Here is a 15560-nt window from a genome sequence, read left to right as displayed (position 1 = left end):
TACGTTCGCTGCGCTCACTGCACTCGAACAACGACCGCGAGTCAGTGCACGAAGCGCGCTGCGCGCGCGGCCACCCACCCTGCGTTGCTCGGCGCTCCAGATGCGCCCCCGAACCCACCCGCACGGCCCTGCGCAAAGTGCCACCGTGGCGCTGCGCGTTGCGGGCTCGCGCTGCGCGCATCGCACGCCGCGCCGTGCATGCGGCCGCGCCATGGGGGCAGCGCCCATTTCCTTTCCACGCGACGGACGGCTGGCGTGAGCCCGCCCGAGTCGTGCGGTGGGTGGGGGGTGGTGGGGCGATTTCTGGGGCGGCGAGGAGCGCAGCGGCGAGGTCGGCGCGCGCCAGCGCGCATCGTCAACTGACTCGCGGCAATTGTCCGAGGGCAGTGAGCGTCAGCGAACGTAGGGAGTTTTTGCAGCGCGATTTCGCCGCGAGCACCGCGGCGGAGTCGGCCCGCAGGGCTGCGCTCAAAGACATACAGGTGGACGGTGGGGGCGGTCATGGCCCAGTGTGCGCAGGCCACCAGCAGGAAGTCGGCATATTCGTCGCTCGCTCCGTCTCAAAGCAACTGGCGCGCATCGCCTTCGCCCAACGCCCACGCGGCATCGATGGTGGTCTTGGGTGTGCAGTCGAAGGTGGACACCGGTACGGGGCGGCTGGGCTGCCAGTAGGTGCGACCGTGCCAGCGGAATGTGGATGGCAAGGACGGGTAGTGGCGAGTGAGCAACACCAGCGTGGCCTGGCGTTCAGCCACTGACTGCGGCGGAATGGGCGCATTGTCGGTGTAGCCCCCGTCCATGGCCACCGCGCCCTGCCATCGCCTCAAGGGCATGAAGGGGGCGGCGGAGCCCGCTACGTAGAGCAAGCTCTGCGCATCCTCGAAATTTGCGCAGTCCTGCAAACCGAAGAAGCCTTGCCTCAACCCCAACCATCGCGGCAAACGCGGATGGATGCTGTGCGTCAAATGCTTGTCTGCCAGATAGGCCAATGTCGCAGCCATCACCGACCCCTTGACCCCCAGCCAGCGGGAGGGATGGGTGATGGCGACACGAAGCCTCGTGCGTGAAGCACGCAACGCTTCGAAGGTGTCGGCGTTGACGTACGCCGCGATCCACGCAGGGTAGATATGTCGATGACCAAACCTCAGTCGCAGCCTCTTCAAGGCGTCGCGGTCAATGAGGTGAGCGTTGCCGGCATAAAGCTGCTTGCAGATCGAAAACGCGTGTTCGGCTCGATGCGCCAAGAGCGCAGCAGCCACGCCGGCACCGGCGCTCGTCCCGACCAGATCGGGAGGCAAGTGAAAGCCCCGCTGCCGGAGCCAAGTCACCACGCCGGCCTGCCACATGCACCGGTTGCCGCCGCCGGCAAACACCATGGTTCGGAATCGCTCCAGGTCGGTCAGGCGAAGGGACAATGGCGTGATGGACGCAGCGCTGATGCGCGATGGTTGCCCCAACGCGGCATGGCCGGCATCAACTTGGTGGAGGTCGCCCGTGAAGCCAAGGCTCCGCGTGGATCGGTCTATCACTACTTTCCCGGCGGCCGCGATCAACTGCTGGACGAAGCAGTTGCGCTGGCGGCGCACACGGGGCGACGCCTGATCGAGCGGGCGGCCGGGGCGGCGGCCACCCCGGCCGAATTCGTCGAGGGACTGTTCACTGCCGGGGCGAGCTGGATCGATGCCACTTCGCACTCCGGAGGCTGCCCCATCGCTGCGGCCATGTTCAGTGCCGAGGTCGAAAGTCCAGCGTTGCAGCAGCGTCTGCGCGATGCGATGCAAGACTGGTCCAGCGCCATCCAGGATGCCTATGCGAAGCTGGGACTGACGGGTGCCGCCGCTCGAGAACTGGCCGCCTGCACCCTGATGGCGTTCCACGGCGCCATGCTGCTGGCCAAAGCCAAACCGACGACCGGCGCGTTTGCCGCAGCCAGCCGCATGGTCAAGGCTGCTCTGCCGTCATCAGGGACCTTACGAACCGGCGCACAGCGCAAGCAGCCACAGCCGAAGCCGCCGGCCCGCGCCAAGTAACGCAGCCGAAGCGCGCGATGACTTACAAAACGCAGCGCCCGGGTTTACAAGTTGTTCTACGATGGGTGCATGACTGCCCGCCTTGCACAACTCACGTCCACCATCACGCAAGACGTGCTCGCGCATCCGCGCGACTTGAGCCGCGTGCTGCAGGAGCGGCACCAGGTGTCTCGGGCCACCGCGGCGAAGTACATCAAGGAGCTGGAAGCTGCGGGTTGGATTGCCCGCAGCGGACCGGCCACGCACCCGGTATTCACGCCCGGCTACAAGCGCCGGGTTCGCCGTTGGTACCTGCTGCAGGGCTTGGACGAGCAGACGCCGTGGGAACGTGACTTCGACCCCTTCTTCCAACTCAGGCCCAATGTGCGCGGCATCGCGCATCATGGCTTCACGGAGATGCTCAACAACGCCATCGATCACTCGGAAGGCACCAACGTGCTGTGCAGCATGACCTTGTCCGACAGCAGGCTGGACATCGCCATCGCTGACGATGGCCTGGGCATCTTTCGCAAGATCGCGCGTGCACTGGACTTGCCTGACGAGCGGCAGGCGCTGCTCGAACTGTCGAAGGGCAAGTTCACCACCGATCCCACCCGTCACTCCGGCGAGGGCGTGTTCTTCACCTCACGCATGTTCGACCAATTCCTGATCCAGGCCAACGACCTGCGCTACGCGCACCTGAGTGCGGACCTGCAGGACCGGCTCGATGAGGTCGCGGATGCCGCAGACGGCACCATCGTCTTCATGAGCATCGCGGCGGACAGCACGCGCACGACGCGGGAAATCTTCGATCAGTACACCAGTGGCCCGGACGACTTCACGTTCGACAAGACCGTGGTGCCGATGCGGCTCGCCAAGTACGGCACCGAACAATTGGTCTCCCGCTCGCAAGCCAAGCGACTGATCGCACGCTTCGATCGCTTCAAGATCGTCGTGCTCGATTTCGAGGGCGTGGACAGCATCGGCCAGGGTTTTGCCGATGAGCTGTTCCGTGTTTACGCGCGTGCGCACCCCGATATCCGGCTGGAAACCGTCAACGCCGGCGAAGACGTTCTGCGCATGGTGCGCCGCGTCACCGCGGCGGGCTGAGGACGGTTCAGGCCAGCAACGCCTTCACCAGATCCGTCTGCCGATCCGGCACCGCGCCGTCCAGCCGCAGGCTGTTTTCGATGCGCTGCAAGTGGCCCGTCATCTGCGCCACGGCGGCTTCGGCGTCGCCCTGGCGGCAGATGCGCAGGAAGTCGGCATGCTCGTCGGACGAGCAGTGCGCGTCGTTGTCGGAGTGGTAGAGCATCGCGATGAGCGAGCTGCGCGCCACCAGCTCGCGCACCAGCTCGGTCAGCACCCGGTGGCCGGTGCATTCGGCCAGCGCCACGTGGAAGTCGCCCAGCAGCTTTTCACGCACGGTGCCATTGGTGGCTACCTCGCGCAGCGTGTTGCGCTCGGTACGGATGTGCTGCTCCAGCGCCTGATAGTGGCTGCGCTTGGCGCCGGCCACGAACAGGCGCACCACCTCGGCCTCCAGGATGCGGCGCACCGCAAACACTTCGCGCGCTTCCTGCACGCTGGGGCGGCTGACGAAGGCGCCCTTGTCCGGGATGATCTCGATCAGCTTGTCCTTGCTGAGCGTGAGCAGCGCCGCCCGCACCTTGGTGCGGCTGACTGCATACACCCGGCCCAGCGCCTCTTCGCGCAGCCAGGTGCCGGGCGGCAGGCGCTTTTCCACGATGGCCTGCGCCAAATCCTGCGCAATGCTTTCCACCGTGGCCTGCGGCGCGGCCGCAGCGGCGGTGTCGGCCGCGGACGGGGCAGCAGATGCGGCAGCAGGTTCGGCGGTCTTGCGGGCGCGGGGCATGGCCACGATTGTGGCCCAGCGCTGCGCCCTCAAGCCGGCCGAAGGCATGCCGCCTGCCCCGTCCGGGCCCAGCGCCGGGCCGCTCCCAAGCGGGCCCGGACCCTCTCGGAGGGTGGCTTCACGGTTCCGTGAAGCCGGGTGCCCCCATTCACGCGCGGATGGCAAAGCCCTGCAGCGCGCCGCTGTAGGCCTTGGGCAGGGGCCGCGCCAGCTCGCCGCGCTTGCTGGTGCGCAGCCGCAGGTTCACCATCGATTCCGCCAGCTGCGTGGCTGCGGCCACGCCGTCGATCACCGGCACGCCCAGCACGTCGGCCACGTGCTCGCACAGGTCGGCCATGCCGGCGCAGCCCAGCACGATGACGTCCGAGCCGTCTTCTTCCAGCGCGCGCCGGCACTCGGCCACGATGCGCTCGCGCGCGCCGCTGCGCGGGTCTTCCAGCTCCAGCACCGGCAGCTCGCAGGCGCGCACGTTGGCGCAGAAGCGGGCCATGCCATAAGCCTCGGCCAGGTGGCGCGCCTGGCCGATGGTGCGGCCCAGCGTGGTCACCACCGAGAAGCTGCTGCCCAGCATGCTGGCCAGGTGCATGGCCGCCTCGGCAATGCCCAGCACCGGGCCGGCGGCCAGTTCACGCGCGGCCAGCAGGCCGGGGTCGCCGAAGCAGGCGATCACGTAGCCGTCGATGCCGTCGCGCTCGCCGGCCGCGATCTCCTGCAGCAGGCCGGGCACGGCCAGCGCCTCGTCGTAGTGGCTCTCGATGGAGGCCGGCCCCATCGCGGGGCTGACCGCCAGGATCTCGGTGCCGGGCCGCGCCACCGCGCGGGCGCAGGCCCCGATCTTGTCGGTCATGCTCTGCGTGGTGTTGGGGTTGATGATCTTGATGCGCACGACGAGGCTCTCTCTTCTTGTCTTGCAGTTCAGGACTTGCGGTTGATGGCCGCGTAGATCACGAAGCCCAGCGCCATGCCGATGAACCAGGCGTAGTTGGCGGCGCCGCGCCAGGCCGGCACGATGACGCACAGGATGGGGATCAAGGCCGCAGGCACCATCGCGATGATGGCCTTGGGGTTGTAGCCCTTGGCATACCAGTAGCGGCCGCGTTCGCTCATGGTGTAGAGCGCATCCACGTCGATCTGCTGGCGCTGCACCAGGTAGTAGTCGGCGATGAGGATGCCGAACAGCGGGCCGATGAAGGAGCCCAGCACGTCGAGCGTGTAGTGGATGACCTCGGGGTTGTTGTAGAGGTTCCAGGGCGTGAGAAAGATGCTGCCGACCGCGGCGATCATGCCGCCGGTGCGCCAGCTGATGTGCTGCGGCGCCACGTTGCTGAAGTCGAAGGCCGGCGACACGAAGTTGGCCACGATGTTGATGCCGACGGTGGCGATCATGAAGGTGAGCGCGCCCAGCACCACGGCCGTGCTGCTGTCGATGCGGCCCACGGTGTGCACCGGGTCGGTGATCAGCTCGCCGAACACCGGCAGCGTGGCGGCGGTGGTGATCACCGTCAGCAGCGAGAAGAACACGAAGTTGATGGGCAGGCCCCAGAAGTTGCCCTTCTTCACCGCTTCGAAGCTCTTGCCGTAGCGCGAGAAGTCGCCGAAGTTGAGCATCGGGCCGCTGAAGTAGCTGACCACCAGCGCAATGGCCGACAGCATCACCGGCAGCGCGTCCCAGCCCTGGAACTTGATGCCGCCCAGGTTCAGGTTGACGTTGTTCCAGCCCGCCTTCCACACCAGCCAGCCGCACAGCACGGCCATGACCACGTACACGCCCGGGCCGGCCCAGTCGATGAACTTGCGGATGGCTTCCATGCCGTGCCAGAACACGAAGGCCTGCAGCACCCACATCACCATGAACGCCACCCAGCCCAGCATGGACAGGCCCACGAAGCCGTGCTGCGCCACGTCGGCATAAGGCGCCAGGTTGGGGTAGAAGTGCAGCGCCAGCACCATGAAGGCGCTGGAAGCCAGGTAGGTCTGGATGCCGTACCAGGCCACCGCGATCAGCCCGCGGATGATGGCCGGGATGTTGGCGCCCAGCACGCCGAAGGAGGCGCGACACACCACCGGATAAGGCGTGCCCGTGACCTGGCTGGGCTTGGCCACCAGGTTGCAGAAGAACTGCACGATGACGATGCCCACCAGCAGCGACACCAGCACCTGCCAGCTCGACAGCCCCAGCGCGAACAGGCTGCCGGCGGTGATGTAGCCGCCGACGCTGTGCACGTCGCTCATCCAGAACGCGAAGATGTTGTACTGGCCCCAGGTCTGCTTCTTCAGCGGCGCCAGGTCTTCGTTGGTCAGCCGCGGGTGGTAGCCGGGCTTGATCAGCGCGTTGGATTCAGGGTGCGCCTGGACAGCCGCGGGTACGGCTGTGGCGCTGATGGCTGTCGTCATGGATCGCTCCTCGAATAGGAAGGACGGCGGAGGTGTCCGGCCGGAACCGCAGCACAGGGCCGGGCCGCCGATGCGTGCCAGTCGGCAGCGCATGCGATATTTGTATACAAAACATGGGTGCAATCAAGCGCTCATTGCGGCTGCGGCATGAGGGGAAACACGGGTGGCGGCCGCGCTGGCAGGCGGCGGTAGGCCCTGCGCGCACCCGGCCAGCGTGACGCCATCCCTAAGTTGCAGCTCTTTTTTGCCGCATCAGACCTGATGGGCTATCGAAGTTACTGGTTATGGTCGATGTCCTGCGCACCCTCGCAGCGCCACGGAGCCTCCCGGATGTCTACGCCTGCAGCAACTCCGCCGGCCCCGGTCATGCTGGCCTGGCTCGGCCCCCAGCCCCCACAGGCTGGCCTGCCCTTGGAGCAGTGGCAACTCTGGCCCGACAGCGACGCCTTCCTGTTGTCCGAAGGCGCGTTCAGCCACCCGCTGTACGTGGTGCAGACGCAGCAGACCGGCGTGGGCGGCATGGCGCTGCTGACCCTGCTGCACCAGCGCAGCGCCGCGGGCATCGTGGCCCTGTCGCGGCGCCCGCAGCAGGAGATGGTGTCGGCGCTGGACGCCGGTGCCGACGTGGTGCTGCCGCTGAATGCGCCGCCCGATCACCTGATGGCAGCCCTGCGCGCGGTGCAGCGGCGCTGCGCCCCGCGGGCACCCGCGATGCTGCGGGCGGCGCCGCCCACCGAACTGCCGTGGACGCTGCGGCCCACTGACCATGCGCTGCTGACGCCCGACGGCACGCGCATCGCGCTCAGCGCCAATGAAATCGTGGTGATGCAGAGCCTGGCGCAGGCACAGGCGCACCGCGTGCAGCGGCGCGAATTGCTGCAGGCGCTGTGGGGCGAGCAGGCCGGCGACATGGACAACGCCCTGCAGGCCATGATGTACCGGCTGCGCCGCCGCATCGAGCAGGCCAGCCGATGGCCTGCGCCGGTGCACGCGGTGGCGCGGGTGGGTTATGAGTTCAGGGCACCGCTGAACCTGGGTTGAAGGCCTTGCCGCCTCAGCGGCTTACCTTGGGCGTGCGCATCCACTCGATGATGGCCATCACGAAAGGTGCGCCGAGCAGCCAGATGGGCAACCAGGGTTGGTTCATGGAAGTCTCCAGGGCAGTTGGGCCCTGTGTGCGGCAAGCGGCGCGCCACGGGCGCATGGGGCTCAAGCGCCGGCAGCGTCCAGTGCCAGCACGGCGGCGGCCAGGTCTTCCAGGCCGGTGCCCACCGACTTGAACACCGTGCGCCGGGCGGTGCCGGCACCCGCCGGCGTGCCGCCCTGGCACAGCGTGGCCAGCGTGCCGCGCACGTCGGCCGCGGTGAACACGCCGCGCGCCATCGGGCCCAGCAGGTCACCGCTTTTCTCGAGGGCTTCTTCGGTGTCCACGTACAGCGCGGCGCCGGCCAAGCAGGCGTCGTCGGCCTCGCGCATGTCGGGCGTGAAGCTGCCGATCAAATCGAGGTGGCTGCCCGGGCGCAGCCACGCGCCCTGCACCACCGGCAGCCGGGCCAGCGTGGCGCAGCTCACCAGGTCGGCCTGGCGCGCAGCGGCCGCCAGGTCGCCCACCGCCTGCGCCGGCAGGCCTTGCGCGCGCCATTCTTCGGCCAGCGCCTCGGCCGCGGCCAGGCTGCGCGCCCACACCTGCACCTGGTGCAGCGGCCGCACCGCGGCATAGGCCGGCGCCAGCAGCCGCGCCACCCGACCGGCGCCCACCACCAGCAGCCGCCCCGCCCCTGGCGCCGCGATCAAGGACGCAGCCAGCGCCGAAGCCGCGGCCGTGCGGCGCGCGGTGATCTCGTCGCCATCCAGCAGGGCCAGCGGCACGCCGGTGACGGCGTCGAACAACTGGTAGACCGCATGCAGACCCGGCAGGCCCCGCCCGGCATTGCCGGGCGCGATGTTGATGGTCTTGATGCCGTAGTGGCGCGCGTTCCAGGCCGGCATCAACAGCGACGTGAAGCCCCCGCCCGCCGGCCCGCCATTGACCGCATGCACATGCCGACGCGGCACCTCGCAGCCCGCCGCGAACATGGCCTGCAGCGCAGGAATCAGCCGCTCGAACGGCAGCGCCTGGCGCGTGGCGGCGGCGTCGAGGATCTTCATGGGGGCAGGGTAACGCAGGAGGCCAGTTTTGGCCCCCAGGAGGCTCACGTGGCCAGATCGGCGGGCCAGAGGAAGTAAGGCCCGAAGCGGCTCCTGGCGATGAAAACGCCGCCGGCGAGTTGCCCGGCTTCAGTGAGCACATGCTGGCCGTCGCTGCCGACTCGAAGGTAGCCGGCCAACACCAGCCTTTCAAGCATCTCCTTGGACGTGCGCACACCACGGGCGCTGGCAAGCTTGGAAGTGGACAGTCGCCCTTCATGTGGGTCAGCGCCAGCGGCTGGCGATGGCACGGTAGAGGGCATGGCCCGCGGCGCTGGGGGTGCTTGCGCAGATGCGCACGCCTGAACTGGCGCCGGCACTGGAAGGTCTGCTGCTGACGCCAGCCGCTCCATCACGGATGGCGCCCCGGCACGCGGCTCCGGCTTCGGCGTCAGGCCAAACTTGGCCGCCCAGTTGAACGTGGCTGGCTGATGCAGGCGGACCAGTTGGCGTGCAACGTCCTCCATCGTCTCCTGGCTTACAACTTTGGAAAGCGACATCAACGTACCGGCGGTCGAGGCCTGGTCGATCGTTCTTTCAATCAAGGGTCGTAACTGATCGGTTTTGATCAGGCGCTCCAACCCTGCCACCTTGCCTGCCGGCCGCGTGATCCTGGCGTTCTTGCTCACCAGCACCACGCTCTCCAGCAAAGGTTTGATCGGCAAGCCGAGCCGCCTGGGCAGAGTCACGCGATCACTGCTGAGCACTTCGCGCAGCAGCGCCATGTGCTTGCGGTTCTGCTCAAACGGCGAAGGCACTCCTACCGCACGGCCGCCATAAAAGGCCGTGAACTCACCCTGCTCGTTGACGGCTACGCCTTCAGCGAAGTGCTTGGACTCGCACACCCAGATATCGAGGCTGCGACTGATAAGAAGATGGTCGATCTGCGCGACACGCCCGTTGTGCTCCAACCTGAGGTCGTGGATGACGGCCCACCGCGTCGAAGCGCGGTGGTAGAAGTCAATTTCGTAAGCCGCTTCGGACTCGCCTTTGGCGCCCGCACGCACGGCCCGGATCTCTTGCTCAATGCGTGCACGGACAGTCGACGCCAAACCGGGAAGGCTCAGCAATTGTGTAAGCGTCTCGATGTCGGCAACGCGATCTTCCGCAGACTTGATCAGCACGTAAGCGTCCTCAGTTTCGTGCTGAGAATATCTCGCCCATCCAGGCCGCGAGCGCACAAGACAGCGGGGGAGTCGGGACCTTTAGAAGCAATGATCTTCAGGCCACGCCACGCCCATTGACCCTCACATGCGCCAGCCGGCCCATGCCTCTCGGGTGCAGGCCGTTCAACCCTTGCGGGTCGTAGCGTTCCACCAGCGCGGTGTCGGGCACGTCTTCGATCAAGTCAAACCCGGCCGACGCCAGCAGCTCCGGCAACTGCGCCGGATCGAAGCCGCAGAGCCAGGGCTCGCCCAGAATCTGCAAGGTCTGCCGCAAGGCGATCTCGGCCTCGGTCCACAGGCGGCTGGTGTCGAAGAAGCGTTGATCCACGTACTCGAACACCAGCTCGCTGCCAGCGGCCGCCGTGCTGGCGATGGCCCGCAGCGTCTGCAAATTGGCCTCTTCGGTCAGGTACATCGTCACGCCCAGCCAGGAGAAAAACGCCGGCTCGTGCGGATGGGGCAAGAACCGGTTCAACACGGCCGACAAGTCCTCGGTGGACAGATCGGCAGCGACGAAGTGGACCGCCTCGGGCAACCCCACCCCCGCCTGCGCGATGCACTGCCGCTTGACCGCCTGCGTGGCCGGATGGTCGATCTCGATGACCGACCGGACCTCGGGCGACGGCATGCGCAGGGCATAGCTGTCGAAGCCCGCCCCCAGCAGCACGTACTGGCGCACGCCCCGCGCCGCCGCGGCCTGCAGCGCGTCTTCCGCAAAGCGGGAGCGAACGATGATGTTGGGGTAGGCGGGCCCGCGCCGCAGGCCGATGCCCACCAGCGTCCGCACGGCGGCGTCGTCGGCCGCCTCGGGCAGCTGCGGGTTCTTCAGGCGCGCAACCTGGTAGAGCTGGTGCCAGGTGGCTGCCGAGAAGAGCCGGTCGCCCCAGGGGTCGGCGTGGATCACCTGAGGATCGCTGCGGGTGTGAACCGCCCGGCTGAGGCTGGCCACCACGGCGGTTCGACTGGCGTTCTGGGCATTCATTGTTCACACCTCGACATGACGCTGGCCGGCGGCGCCGGCACTGAGCAACTCCACCAGGCAGCCCGGAGAATCAATGTTCCGACGTCAGCCGCTGTTCGGCAACTGTGATGCAGGGCCGACACTGCCGGGGATGAGAGGGCGTGTGCCGGCGCGGCAGCGGCGAAGTGCCCATCGGCGGCACGGCGCTCGGCCTGCCCTGGCCGACCTGAGCGCCCCGCCAGCCTGTGCACGGGTGGCGGGTTCGCGGTAGGGTGTCGAATCTCCGGGACCTTGCCATGACCACCCTCCACCCCGACACGCCTGCTTCGCCCATCCTGTCCATCGAGCCTTTGGGCATGCCCTGGGAGACGATCGACCCCTTCCTCTTCTGCGTGCACCATGACGACGCCTATCCGCCGGGCAACGGCCGCCATGGCCCGGACCCTTCGTTGCTGGCCGGCCGCAACATGGGCGCCGACTTCTCGCGCCAGGACGGCTGGAGCATGTACCACGGCCAGCAGGTGCCCGGCTTCCCGGCCCACCCGCACCGCGGCTTCGAGACCGTGACCATCGTGCGCCAGGGCCGCATCGACCATGCCGATTCGCTGGGCGCCGGCGCGCGTTTCGGCGGCGGCGACGTGCAGTGGCTGACGGCCGGCAAGGGCATCGTGCATGCAGAGATGTTCCCGCTGCTGCACACCGACCGGCCCAACCCCTTGGAGCTGTTCCAGATCTGGCTCAATCTGCCGGCCGACAGCAAGATGGTGGAGCCCCACTTCACCATGTTCTGGTCGCAGGACATCCCGCGCCACACCTTCGTCGACGACGCCGGGCGCACCACCGAAGTGGTGGTCATCGCCGGTGCGTTGCCGGCCCCGCTGCACGCTGGCGGCCAGCCGCTGCAGCCGCTGGCGCCGCCGCCGGACTCGTGGGCTTCACGCCTGCATGCGGACCTGGCCATGTGGACGCTGCGCCTGGCGCCCGGCGCGCGCTGGACCTTGCCCGCGGCGCTGGGCGAGGGCACGCGGCGCAAGCTGTACCTGTTCGCGGGCAGCCGGATCACCCTCGACGGGCAGCCGGTGACCGTCGGTCACTCGGTGGAGGTGCGTGCCACGGCCGACGTGGTGCTGACCAATGGCGACGCACCGGCCGAGCTGCTGATGCTGCAGGGCCGCCCCATCGGCGAGCCGGTGGCGCAATACGGCCCCTTCGTCATGAACACCCAGCAGGAGCTGCACCAGGCCTTTGCCGACTACCGTCGCACCGAATTCGGCGGCTGGCCGTGGCCCGACCCGGCGCCGGTGCACGGCGATGAAGAAGACCGCTTCGCCCGGCATGCCGATGGCCGCACCGAACGGCCGTCGCCCGACGCCGGCGGCTGATCAGGCGTCGGTCGACAGGCTGACGCTTTCCCACGCGGCGATGCTGGCGTTCAGCGCGCTCAGCTTGTGGCGCACCAGCGCGATGGCATCGCTGCCCAGCAGCAGGTGCGCCGGCGGCGCATCGCTGTCGATCAGCTGCAGCAGGGCCGCTGCGGCCTTGTCCGGGTCGCCCAGTTGCTGGCCGCTCCTGGCTTGGCGCGCCGCGCGGATGGGGTCGAACACCGCGTCGTAATCGGCCATGCGCCTGGGCGATCGCACCATCGAGCGGCCCGCCCAGTCCGTGCGGAAGGAACCGGGCGCCACCGCCGTGACCGCGATGCCCAGGGCCTGGACTTCCTGGCCGAGCGCTTCGGAGATGCCCTCCAGCGCGAACTTGCTGCCGCAGTAGTAGCTGATGCCGGGCATGGTGATGAAGCCGCCCATCGACGTGATGTTGATGATGTGGCCGCGCCGGCGCTGGCGCATGAAGGGCAGCACCGCCTTCATCATCGCCACCGCGCCGAAGACGTTGACCTCGAACTGGCGCCGCAGGTCGTCCAGCGACGACTCCTCCATCACCCCCTCATGCCCGTAGCCGGCGTTGTTCACCAGCACGTCGATGGGGCCGAGCCCGGCCTCCACCTGCGCCACGGTGGCCGGGATGGCCTCGACCTCCGTCACGTCCAGCAGGCGGCCCAAGGCCTGGCCCGGATGCAGCTGCTCGAAAGCCGCCCGCGCCTCGCGCGTTCGCACGGTGCCGACCACGCGGTGCCCCTCGGCCAGCACTTGCTGCGCCAGCGCGCGCCCGAAGCCGCTGCTGACACCTGTTCTTGATTCATTGCCTGTTCTTATGAAGCGCTCACGCCCACCAGCACCAGATCCGCACGCCGGCAGCCTGCACCTGGCACGCGCGCTGGCCCTGCGTGAGAGCTACAACCTCACGGCGCTGGCAGACGTGCGTGAGCTGTACTTCCGCGTGCTCACCGGCCCGCAGGGCCGATCGCTGCGGGCGGCGCTGACCCAGCAAGGGCAGTTCGGCAAGGTCGGCAAGGCGCTGCAGCGCATCCACCGGCACTATGCCGATCGGCTCGACCTGCGCATGCTGGCGCGGGAGGCCGGCATGAGCGTGCCCTCGTTCCACGTGCACTTCAAGGCCGTGACCCAAAGCTCACCGATGCAGTACCTGAAGTCGACCCGGCTGCACCAGGCGCGCCTGCTGATGGCGCGCGAAGGCATGACGGCGGCCGCGGCCTGCGATGCCGTGGGCTATGAAAGCACCTCGCAGTTCAGCCGCGAGTTCAAACGCCTGTTCGGCCTCACGCCGGCCGCGGAGGCGAAGCGGATGAAAGCCAGCTTCGACATTCCACCGGCCCAGCCGGGGGCGAGGTTCGTGTCGTCGCATTGAGGCGCGCCCCGCTGCGACGACTGGCAGAAGCGTTTGACACCGCCGCCCCGATCTCTAGACTCGACCACACCTGCGCCTGGCAGGTGAGGCCAACCGGGCCTGCACCAGGCAGTCCTTGCCCTCACCCCCAGCGCATCCCTGATCAGTCGTTCATCGGAATGTTCCGAGCCGATGCAACGACTGGTCCCGGGCGCTCCAACAGAGCCTCGCCATGCCCTATCAGTACCAGACCAAGTCGTTCGCAGACAACCCGGCTCGACCGAACTTCATCACGGCCGGCCGCGTCAACGTGGTTCATTTCGTGATGAAGCTCGATCACCGTATTCCATGGAACGCTCTGCGTGGCGCGCTGAATCAGGTGCTAGCCGGCACAGCGGATACAGAGCTCATCAATGCGCTGATGCAGCTGAGCCCTTCACGTGACGGCAAAGCCATCAAAGCATTCGGCGTGGCGGCCAGCGAGTGCAAAGCGGGCACTCGGCCCAAGCCACATCAGGTTGCCGCGCTGGAAGACATTGAGCAGGAAATTTTCTCGTTGCCAGCCAACCTCGCCCTCGGCTTGAACAACCGAGCCGACGACCCGGGCGGCGACAACATGGACTTCACCGTGGAAGACGTCGATTTTGCAGGTGCGCCTCAAGCCACGCCAGCTGGCGACTTGCAGAAGCTCCGTGAATCACTGTTTGGCGCACTGAAGGCAAAGCAGATCGACGCCAAAGCCGTGAAGCTCATCTGCAAAGAAATGGTCACCGCGATTGGCCACAACAATCTGAACGCAGCAACGGCGGGCAACCTCGACCACTGGCACCCGGGGCCCGCTCTGCCTGGTGCCATCGCTGTGGTGCAGCGTACCACCCCACCGTATCGCTACTGGATGAAACCCACCGGTACGCCCATGACCAGCGTCGAGATCGTCACCATGCTTGAGAAAGTGACGGCTCGTGCCCTGAAGTAGAGGGCCTGACCTCCCATCCACCATCCAGCCCTTCCCACTCACCACGCCGACCGCATGGACCGCCTGCAAGCCATGACTGTCTTCGTCGCCGTCGTCGATACCGGCGGCTTTGCCGCGGCGGCGCGCAAGCTGGACTTGTCGCCGCCGGTGGTCACGCGGGCGGTGGCGGAGCTGGAAGAACGGCTGGGCCTGCGGCTGCTCACGCGCACCACGCGGGTGGTGCGGGTGACCGATGCCGGGGCGCGTTATGCGGCCGACTGCCGGCGCATCCTGGCCGAGATCGACGAGGCCGAGGTGGCGGCCGCCGGCACCCATGCGGCACCGCGTGGCACGCTCACCCTCACCGCGCCGGTGCTGTTCGGCCAGCTGTACGTCACGCCGGTGCTGGTGCGCTACCTGCAGGCGCATCCCCAGGTCGATGCGCAGTGCCTGTTCCTGGACCGCGTGGTCAACATCGTGGAAGAAGGCATCGACGTGGCGGTGCGCATCGGCGAGTTGCCCGATTCTTCCTTGCAGGCGGTGCGGGTGGGCCGGGTGCGGCGCATGATGGTGGCCTCGCCCCGGTACCTGGCCGAAGCCGGCACGCCGCAGCATCCACGGGACCTGTCCGACGGGCACCACCTGGTATCAGCCGGCGTGACCACGCCGGTGGCCGACTGGCGCTTTTCCGAAGCCGGCCGACCGCTAGTGCTGCCCCTGCCGGTGCGCCTGCGCACCACCACCAACGACGCGGCCATCGCGGCCGCCCAGGCGCACTTCGGCATCGCGCGCTTGTTGAGCTACCAGGCCGCGCCCTGGTTGCGCGACGGCACGCTGGTGCCGGTGCTGGAAGCCTTCGAGACCGCGCCGCTGCCCATCCACGTGGTGCACCTGGAAGGCCGGCGCGCCACGCAGAAGGTGCGCGGTTTCATCGACGCGGTGGTCGAAGCGCTGCGGGCCGATCCTTTCCTGCAATGACCGCTCGCGCCTTCGGGTTGCCAGTTCAAGTGCGCTCCAACCGCTGCCACCGCATCGGCAACGCCTGCGACAGCCGCCAGCCTTCTTGAAGCCGGAAGCGCAGCGCCCGCTGCGCCCCGTCGAGGGCAGCCACCTCGGGGCCATCCCACAGCAGCTGGGCGTGGCCGGTCAAGGTCAGCAGGTCGCCGGTGTCGAAGTCGATGAACAGCAGCCCGGCGCGCTCGTCCACCATCAGGTTGCCCAGGGTCATGAACATCTGGTTGCCCGAATAGTCGGGCAGCAGCAGCGT

General features: G+C 67.8%; 15 protein-coding genes and 1 pseudogene. 7 read left to right on the top strand and 9 right to left on the bottom strand.

Going from position 1 to position 15560, the window contains the following annotated elements; translation table 11 throughout:
* Positions 1 to 560: 560 nt before the first annotated feature.
* On the bottom strand, positions 561 to 1415 hold the full coding sequence (locus ABNT58_RS23125) for a patatin-like phospholipase family protein (RefSeq protein ID WP_348755750.1): 855 nt from the start codon (positions 1413 to 1415) through the stop codon (positions 561 to 563).
* 48 nt (positions 1416 to 1463) lie between these two features.
* On the opposite strand from ABNT58_RS23125, the gene ABNT58_RS23120 reads away from it, so the two are divergent.
* Both ABNT58_RS23120 and ABNT58_RS23115 read left to right on the top strand, forming a co-directional pair.
* Positions 1464 to 2030: a TetR/AcrR family transcriptional regulator gene (locus ABNT58_RS23120; RefSeq protein ID WP_348755749.1), complete on the top strand. Its 567-nt coding sequence runs from the start codon at positions 1464 to 1466 to the stop codon at positions 2028 to 2030.
* Between the two features lie 69 nt (positions 2031 to 2099).
* Positions 2100 to 3119 carry a DUF4325 domain-containing protein gene (locus ABNT58_RS23115; RefSeq protein ID WP_348755748.1) on the top strand — a complete coding sequence of 340 codons (1020 nt, stop codon included), beginning with the start codon at positions 2100 to 2102 and terminating at the stop codon, positions 3117 to 3119.
* Positions 3120 to 3126: 7 nt separating this feature from the next.
* Here ABNT58_RS23115 and ABNT58_RS23110 read toward each other — a convergent pair whose 3' ends face one another.
* The 3 genes from ABNT58_RS23110 to ABNT58_RS23100 form a co-directional block, all read right to left on the bottom strand.
* Positions 3127 to 3885 carry a GntR family transcriptional regulator gene (locus tag ABNT58_RS23110; protein WP_348755747.1) on the bottom strand — a complete coding sequence of 253 codons (759 nt, stop codon included), beginning with the start codon at positions 3883 to 3885 and terminating at the stop codon, positions 3127 to 3129.
* A gap of 148 nt (positions 3886 to 4033) precedes the next feature.
* The gene (locus ABNT58_RS23105) at positions 4034 to 4771 is read right to left on the bottom strand and encodes an aspartate/glutamate racemase family protein (RefSeq protein WP_348755746.1); all 738 of its coding nucleotides are present in this window, start codon (positions 4769 to 4771) and stop codon (positions 4034 to 4036) included.
* A gap of 29 nt (positions 4772 to 4800) precedes the next feature.
* Complete coding sequence (locus ABNT58_RS23100) at positions 4801 to 6279, bottom strand: NCS1 family nucleobase:cation symporter-1 (RefSeq protein ID WP_348755745.1); 1479 nt, start codon at positions 6277 to 6279, stop codon at positions 4801 to 4803.
* A gap of 411 nt (positions 6280 to 6690) precedes the next feature.
* Here ABNT58_RS23100 and ABNT58_RS23095 point away from each other — a divergent pair, with 411 nt between their 5' ends.
* Positions 6691 to 7320: a winged helix-turn-helix domain-containing protein gene (locus tag ABNT58_RS23095; RefSeq protein WP_348755744.1), complete on the top strand. Its 630-nt coding sequence runs from the start codon at positions 6691 to 6693 to the stop codon at positions 7318 to 7320.
* A 168-nt stretch (positions 7321 to 7488) separates the two neighbouring features.
* Here the strand turns inward: ABNT58_RS23095 and ABNT58_RS23090 are convergent, their stop codons facing one another.
* From ABNT58_RS23090 to ABNT58_RS23080, 3 genes are all read right to left on the bottom strand, one after another.
* Positions 7489 to 8427 carry an ornithine cyclodeaminase family protein gene (locus ABNT58_RS23090; protein WP_348755743.1) on the bottom strand — a complete coding sequence of 313 codons (939 nt, stop codon included), beginning with the start codon at positions 8425 to 8427 and terminating at the stop codon, positions 7489 to 7491.
* Between the two features lie 44 nt (positions 8428 to 8471).
* Positions 8472 to 9590 carry a nuclease-related domain-containing protein gene (locus ABNT58_RS23085; RefSeq protein ID WP_348755742.1) on the bottom strand — a complete coding sequence of 373 codons (1119 nt, stop codon included), beginning with the start codon at positions 9588 to 9590 and terminating at the stop codon, positions 8472 to 8474.
* 97 nt (positions 9591 to 9687) lie between these two features.
* Positions 9688 to 10614 (bottom strand): SAM-dependent methyltransferase, encoded by a 927-nt coding sequence (locus ABNT58_RS23080; RefSeq protein WP_348755741.1) that lies wholly within the window; start codon positions 10612 to 10614, stop codon positions 9688 to 9690.
* Positions 10615 to 10889: 275 nt separating this feature from the next.
* Here ABNT58_RS23080 and ABNT58_RS23075 point away from each other — a divergent pair, with 275 nt between their 5' ends.
* Positions 10890 to 11975, top strand: a complete 1086-nt coding sequence (locus tag ABNT58_RS23075) for a pirin family protein (RefSeq protein WP_348755740.1) — start codon at positions 10890 to 10892, stop codon at positions 11973 to 11975.
* On the opposite strand, the gene ABNT58_RS23070 is transcribed toward ABNT58_RS23075, so the two are convergent.
* On the bottom strand, positions 11976 to 12806 hold the full coding sequence (locus tag ABNT58_RS23070) for an oxidoreductase (protein WP_348755751.1): 831 nt from the start codon (positions 12804 to 12806) through the stop codon (positions 11976 to 11978).
* A gap of 103 nt (positions 12807 to 12909) precedes the next feature.
* Between ABNT58_RS23070 and ABNT58_RS23065 the strand changes: the two are divergent.
* The 3 genes and pseudogenes from ABNT58_RS23065 to ABNT58_RS23055 all read left to right on the top strand — a co-directional run.
* Positions 12910 to 13359, top strand: a pseudogene (locus tag ABNT58_RS23065) (AraC family transcriptional regulator); the annotation flags it as partial.
* A 211-nt stretch (positions 13360 to 13570) separates the two neighbouring features.
* Positions 13571 to 14314: a hypothetical protein gene (locus ABNT58_RS23060; protein ID WP_348755739.1), complete on the top strand. Its 744-nt coding sequence runs from the start codon at positions 13571 to 13573 to the stop codon at positions 14312 to 14314.
* A 54-nt stretch (positions 14315 to 14368) separates the two neighbouring features.
* Entirely contained in the window at positions 14369 to 15271 is a 903-nt protein-coding gene (locus ABNT58_RS23055; protein WP_348755738.1) for a LysR family transcriptional regulator, read from the top strand.
* A gap of 25 nt (positions 15272 to 15296) precedes the next feature.
* On the opposite strand, the gene ABNT58_RS23050 is transcribed toward ABNT58_RS23055, so the two are convergent.
* On the bottom strand, positions 15297 to 15560 hold a 264-nt coding region (locus ABNT58_RS23050; RefSeq protein WP_348755737.1), incomplete at its 5' end, for a pyridoxamine 5'-phosphate oxidase family protein.

This window comes from uncultured Aquincola sp. (assembly GCF_964001545.1).
In the GTDB taxonomy this organism is placed as follows: Bacteria; Pseudomonadota; Gammaproteobacteria; order Burkholderiales; family Burkholderiaceae_C; genus Aquincola.
This window is presented reverse-complemented; position numbering and strand designations above follow the sequence as displayed.

Bases quoted from the DNA above. Each gene is read 5' to 3' on its own strand.
- ABNT58_RS23120 (WP_348755749.1), top strand. From the start codon at position 1,464: ATGGCCGGCATCAACTTGGTGGAGGTCGCCCGTGAAGCCAAGGCTCCG.
- ABNT58_RS23115 (WP_348755748.1), top strand. From the start codon at position 2,100: ATGACTGCCCGCCTTGCACAACTCACGTCCACCATCACGCAAGACGTG.
- ABNT58_RS23110 (WP_348755747.1), bottom strand. From the start codon at position 3,885: ATGCCCCGCGCCCGCAAGACCGCCGAACCTGCTGCCGCATCTGCTGCC.
- ABNT58_RS23100 (WP_348755745.1), bottom strand. From the start codon at position 6,279: ATGACGACAGCCATCAGCGCCACAGCCGTACCCGCGGCTGTCCAGGCG.
- ABNT58_RS23090 (WP_348755743.1), bottom strand. From the start codon at position 8,427: ATGAAGATCCTCGACGCCGCCGCCACGCGCCAGGCGCTGCCGTTCGAG.
- ABNT58_RS23080 (WP_348755741.1), bottom strand. From the start codon at position 10,614: ATGAATGCCCAGAACGCCAGTCGAACCGCCGTGGTGGCCAGCCTCAGC.
- ABNT58_RS23075 (WP_348755740.1), top strand. From the start codon at position 10,890: ATGACCACCCTCCACCCCGACACGCCTGCTTCGCCCATCCTGTCCATC.
- ABNT58_RS23060 (WP_348755739.1), top strand. From the start codon at position 13,571: ATGCCCTATCAGTACCAGACCAAGTCGTTCGCAGACAACCCGGCTCGA.
- ABNT58_RS23055 (WP_348755738.1), top strand. From the start codon at position 14,369: ATGGACCGCCTGCAAGCCATGACTGTCTTCGTCGCCGTCGTCGATACC.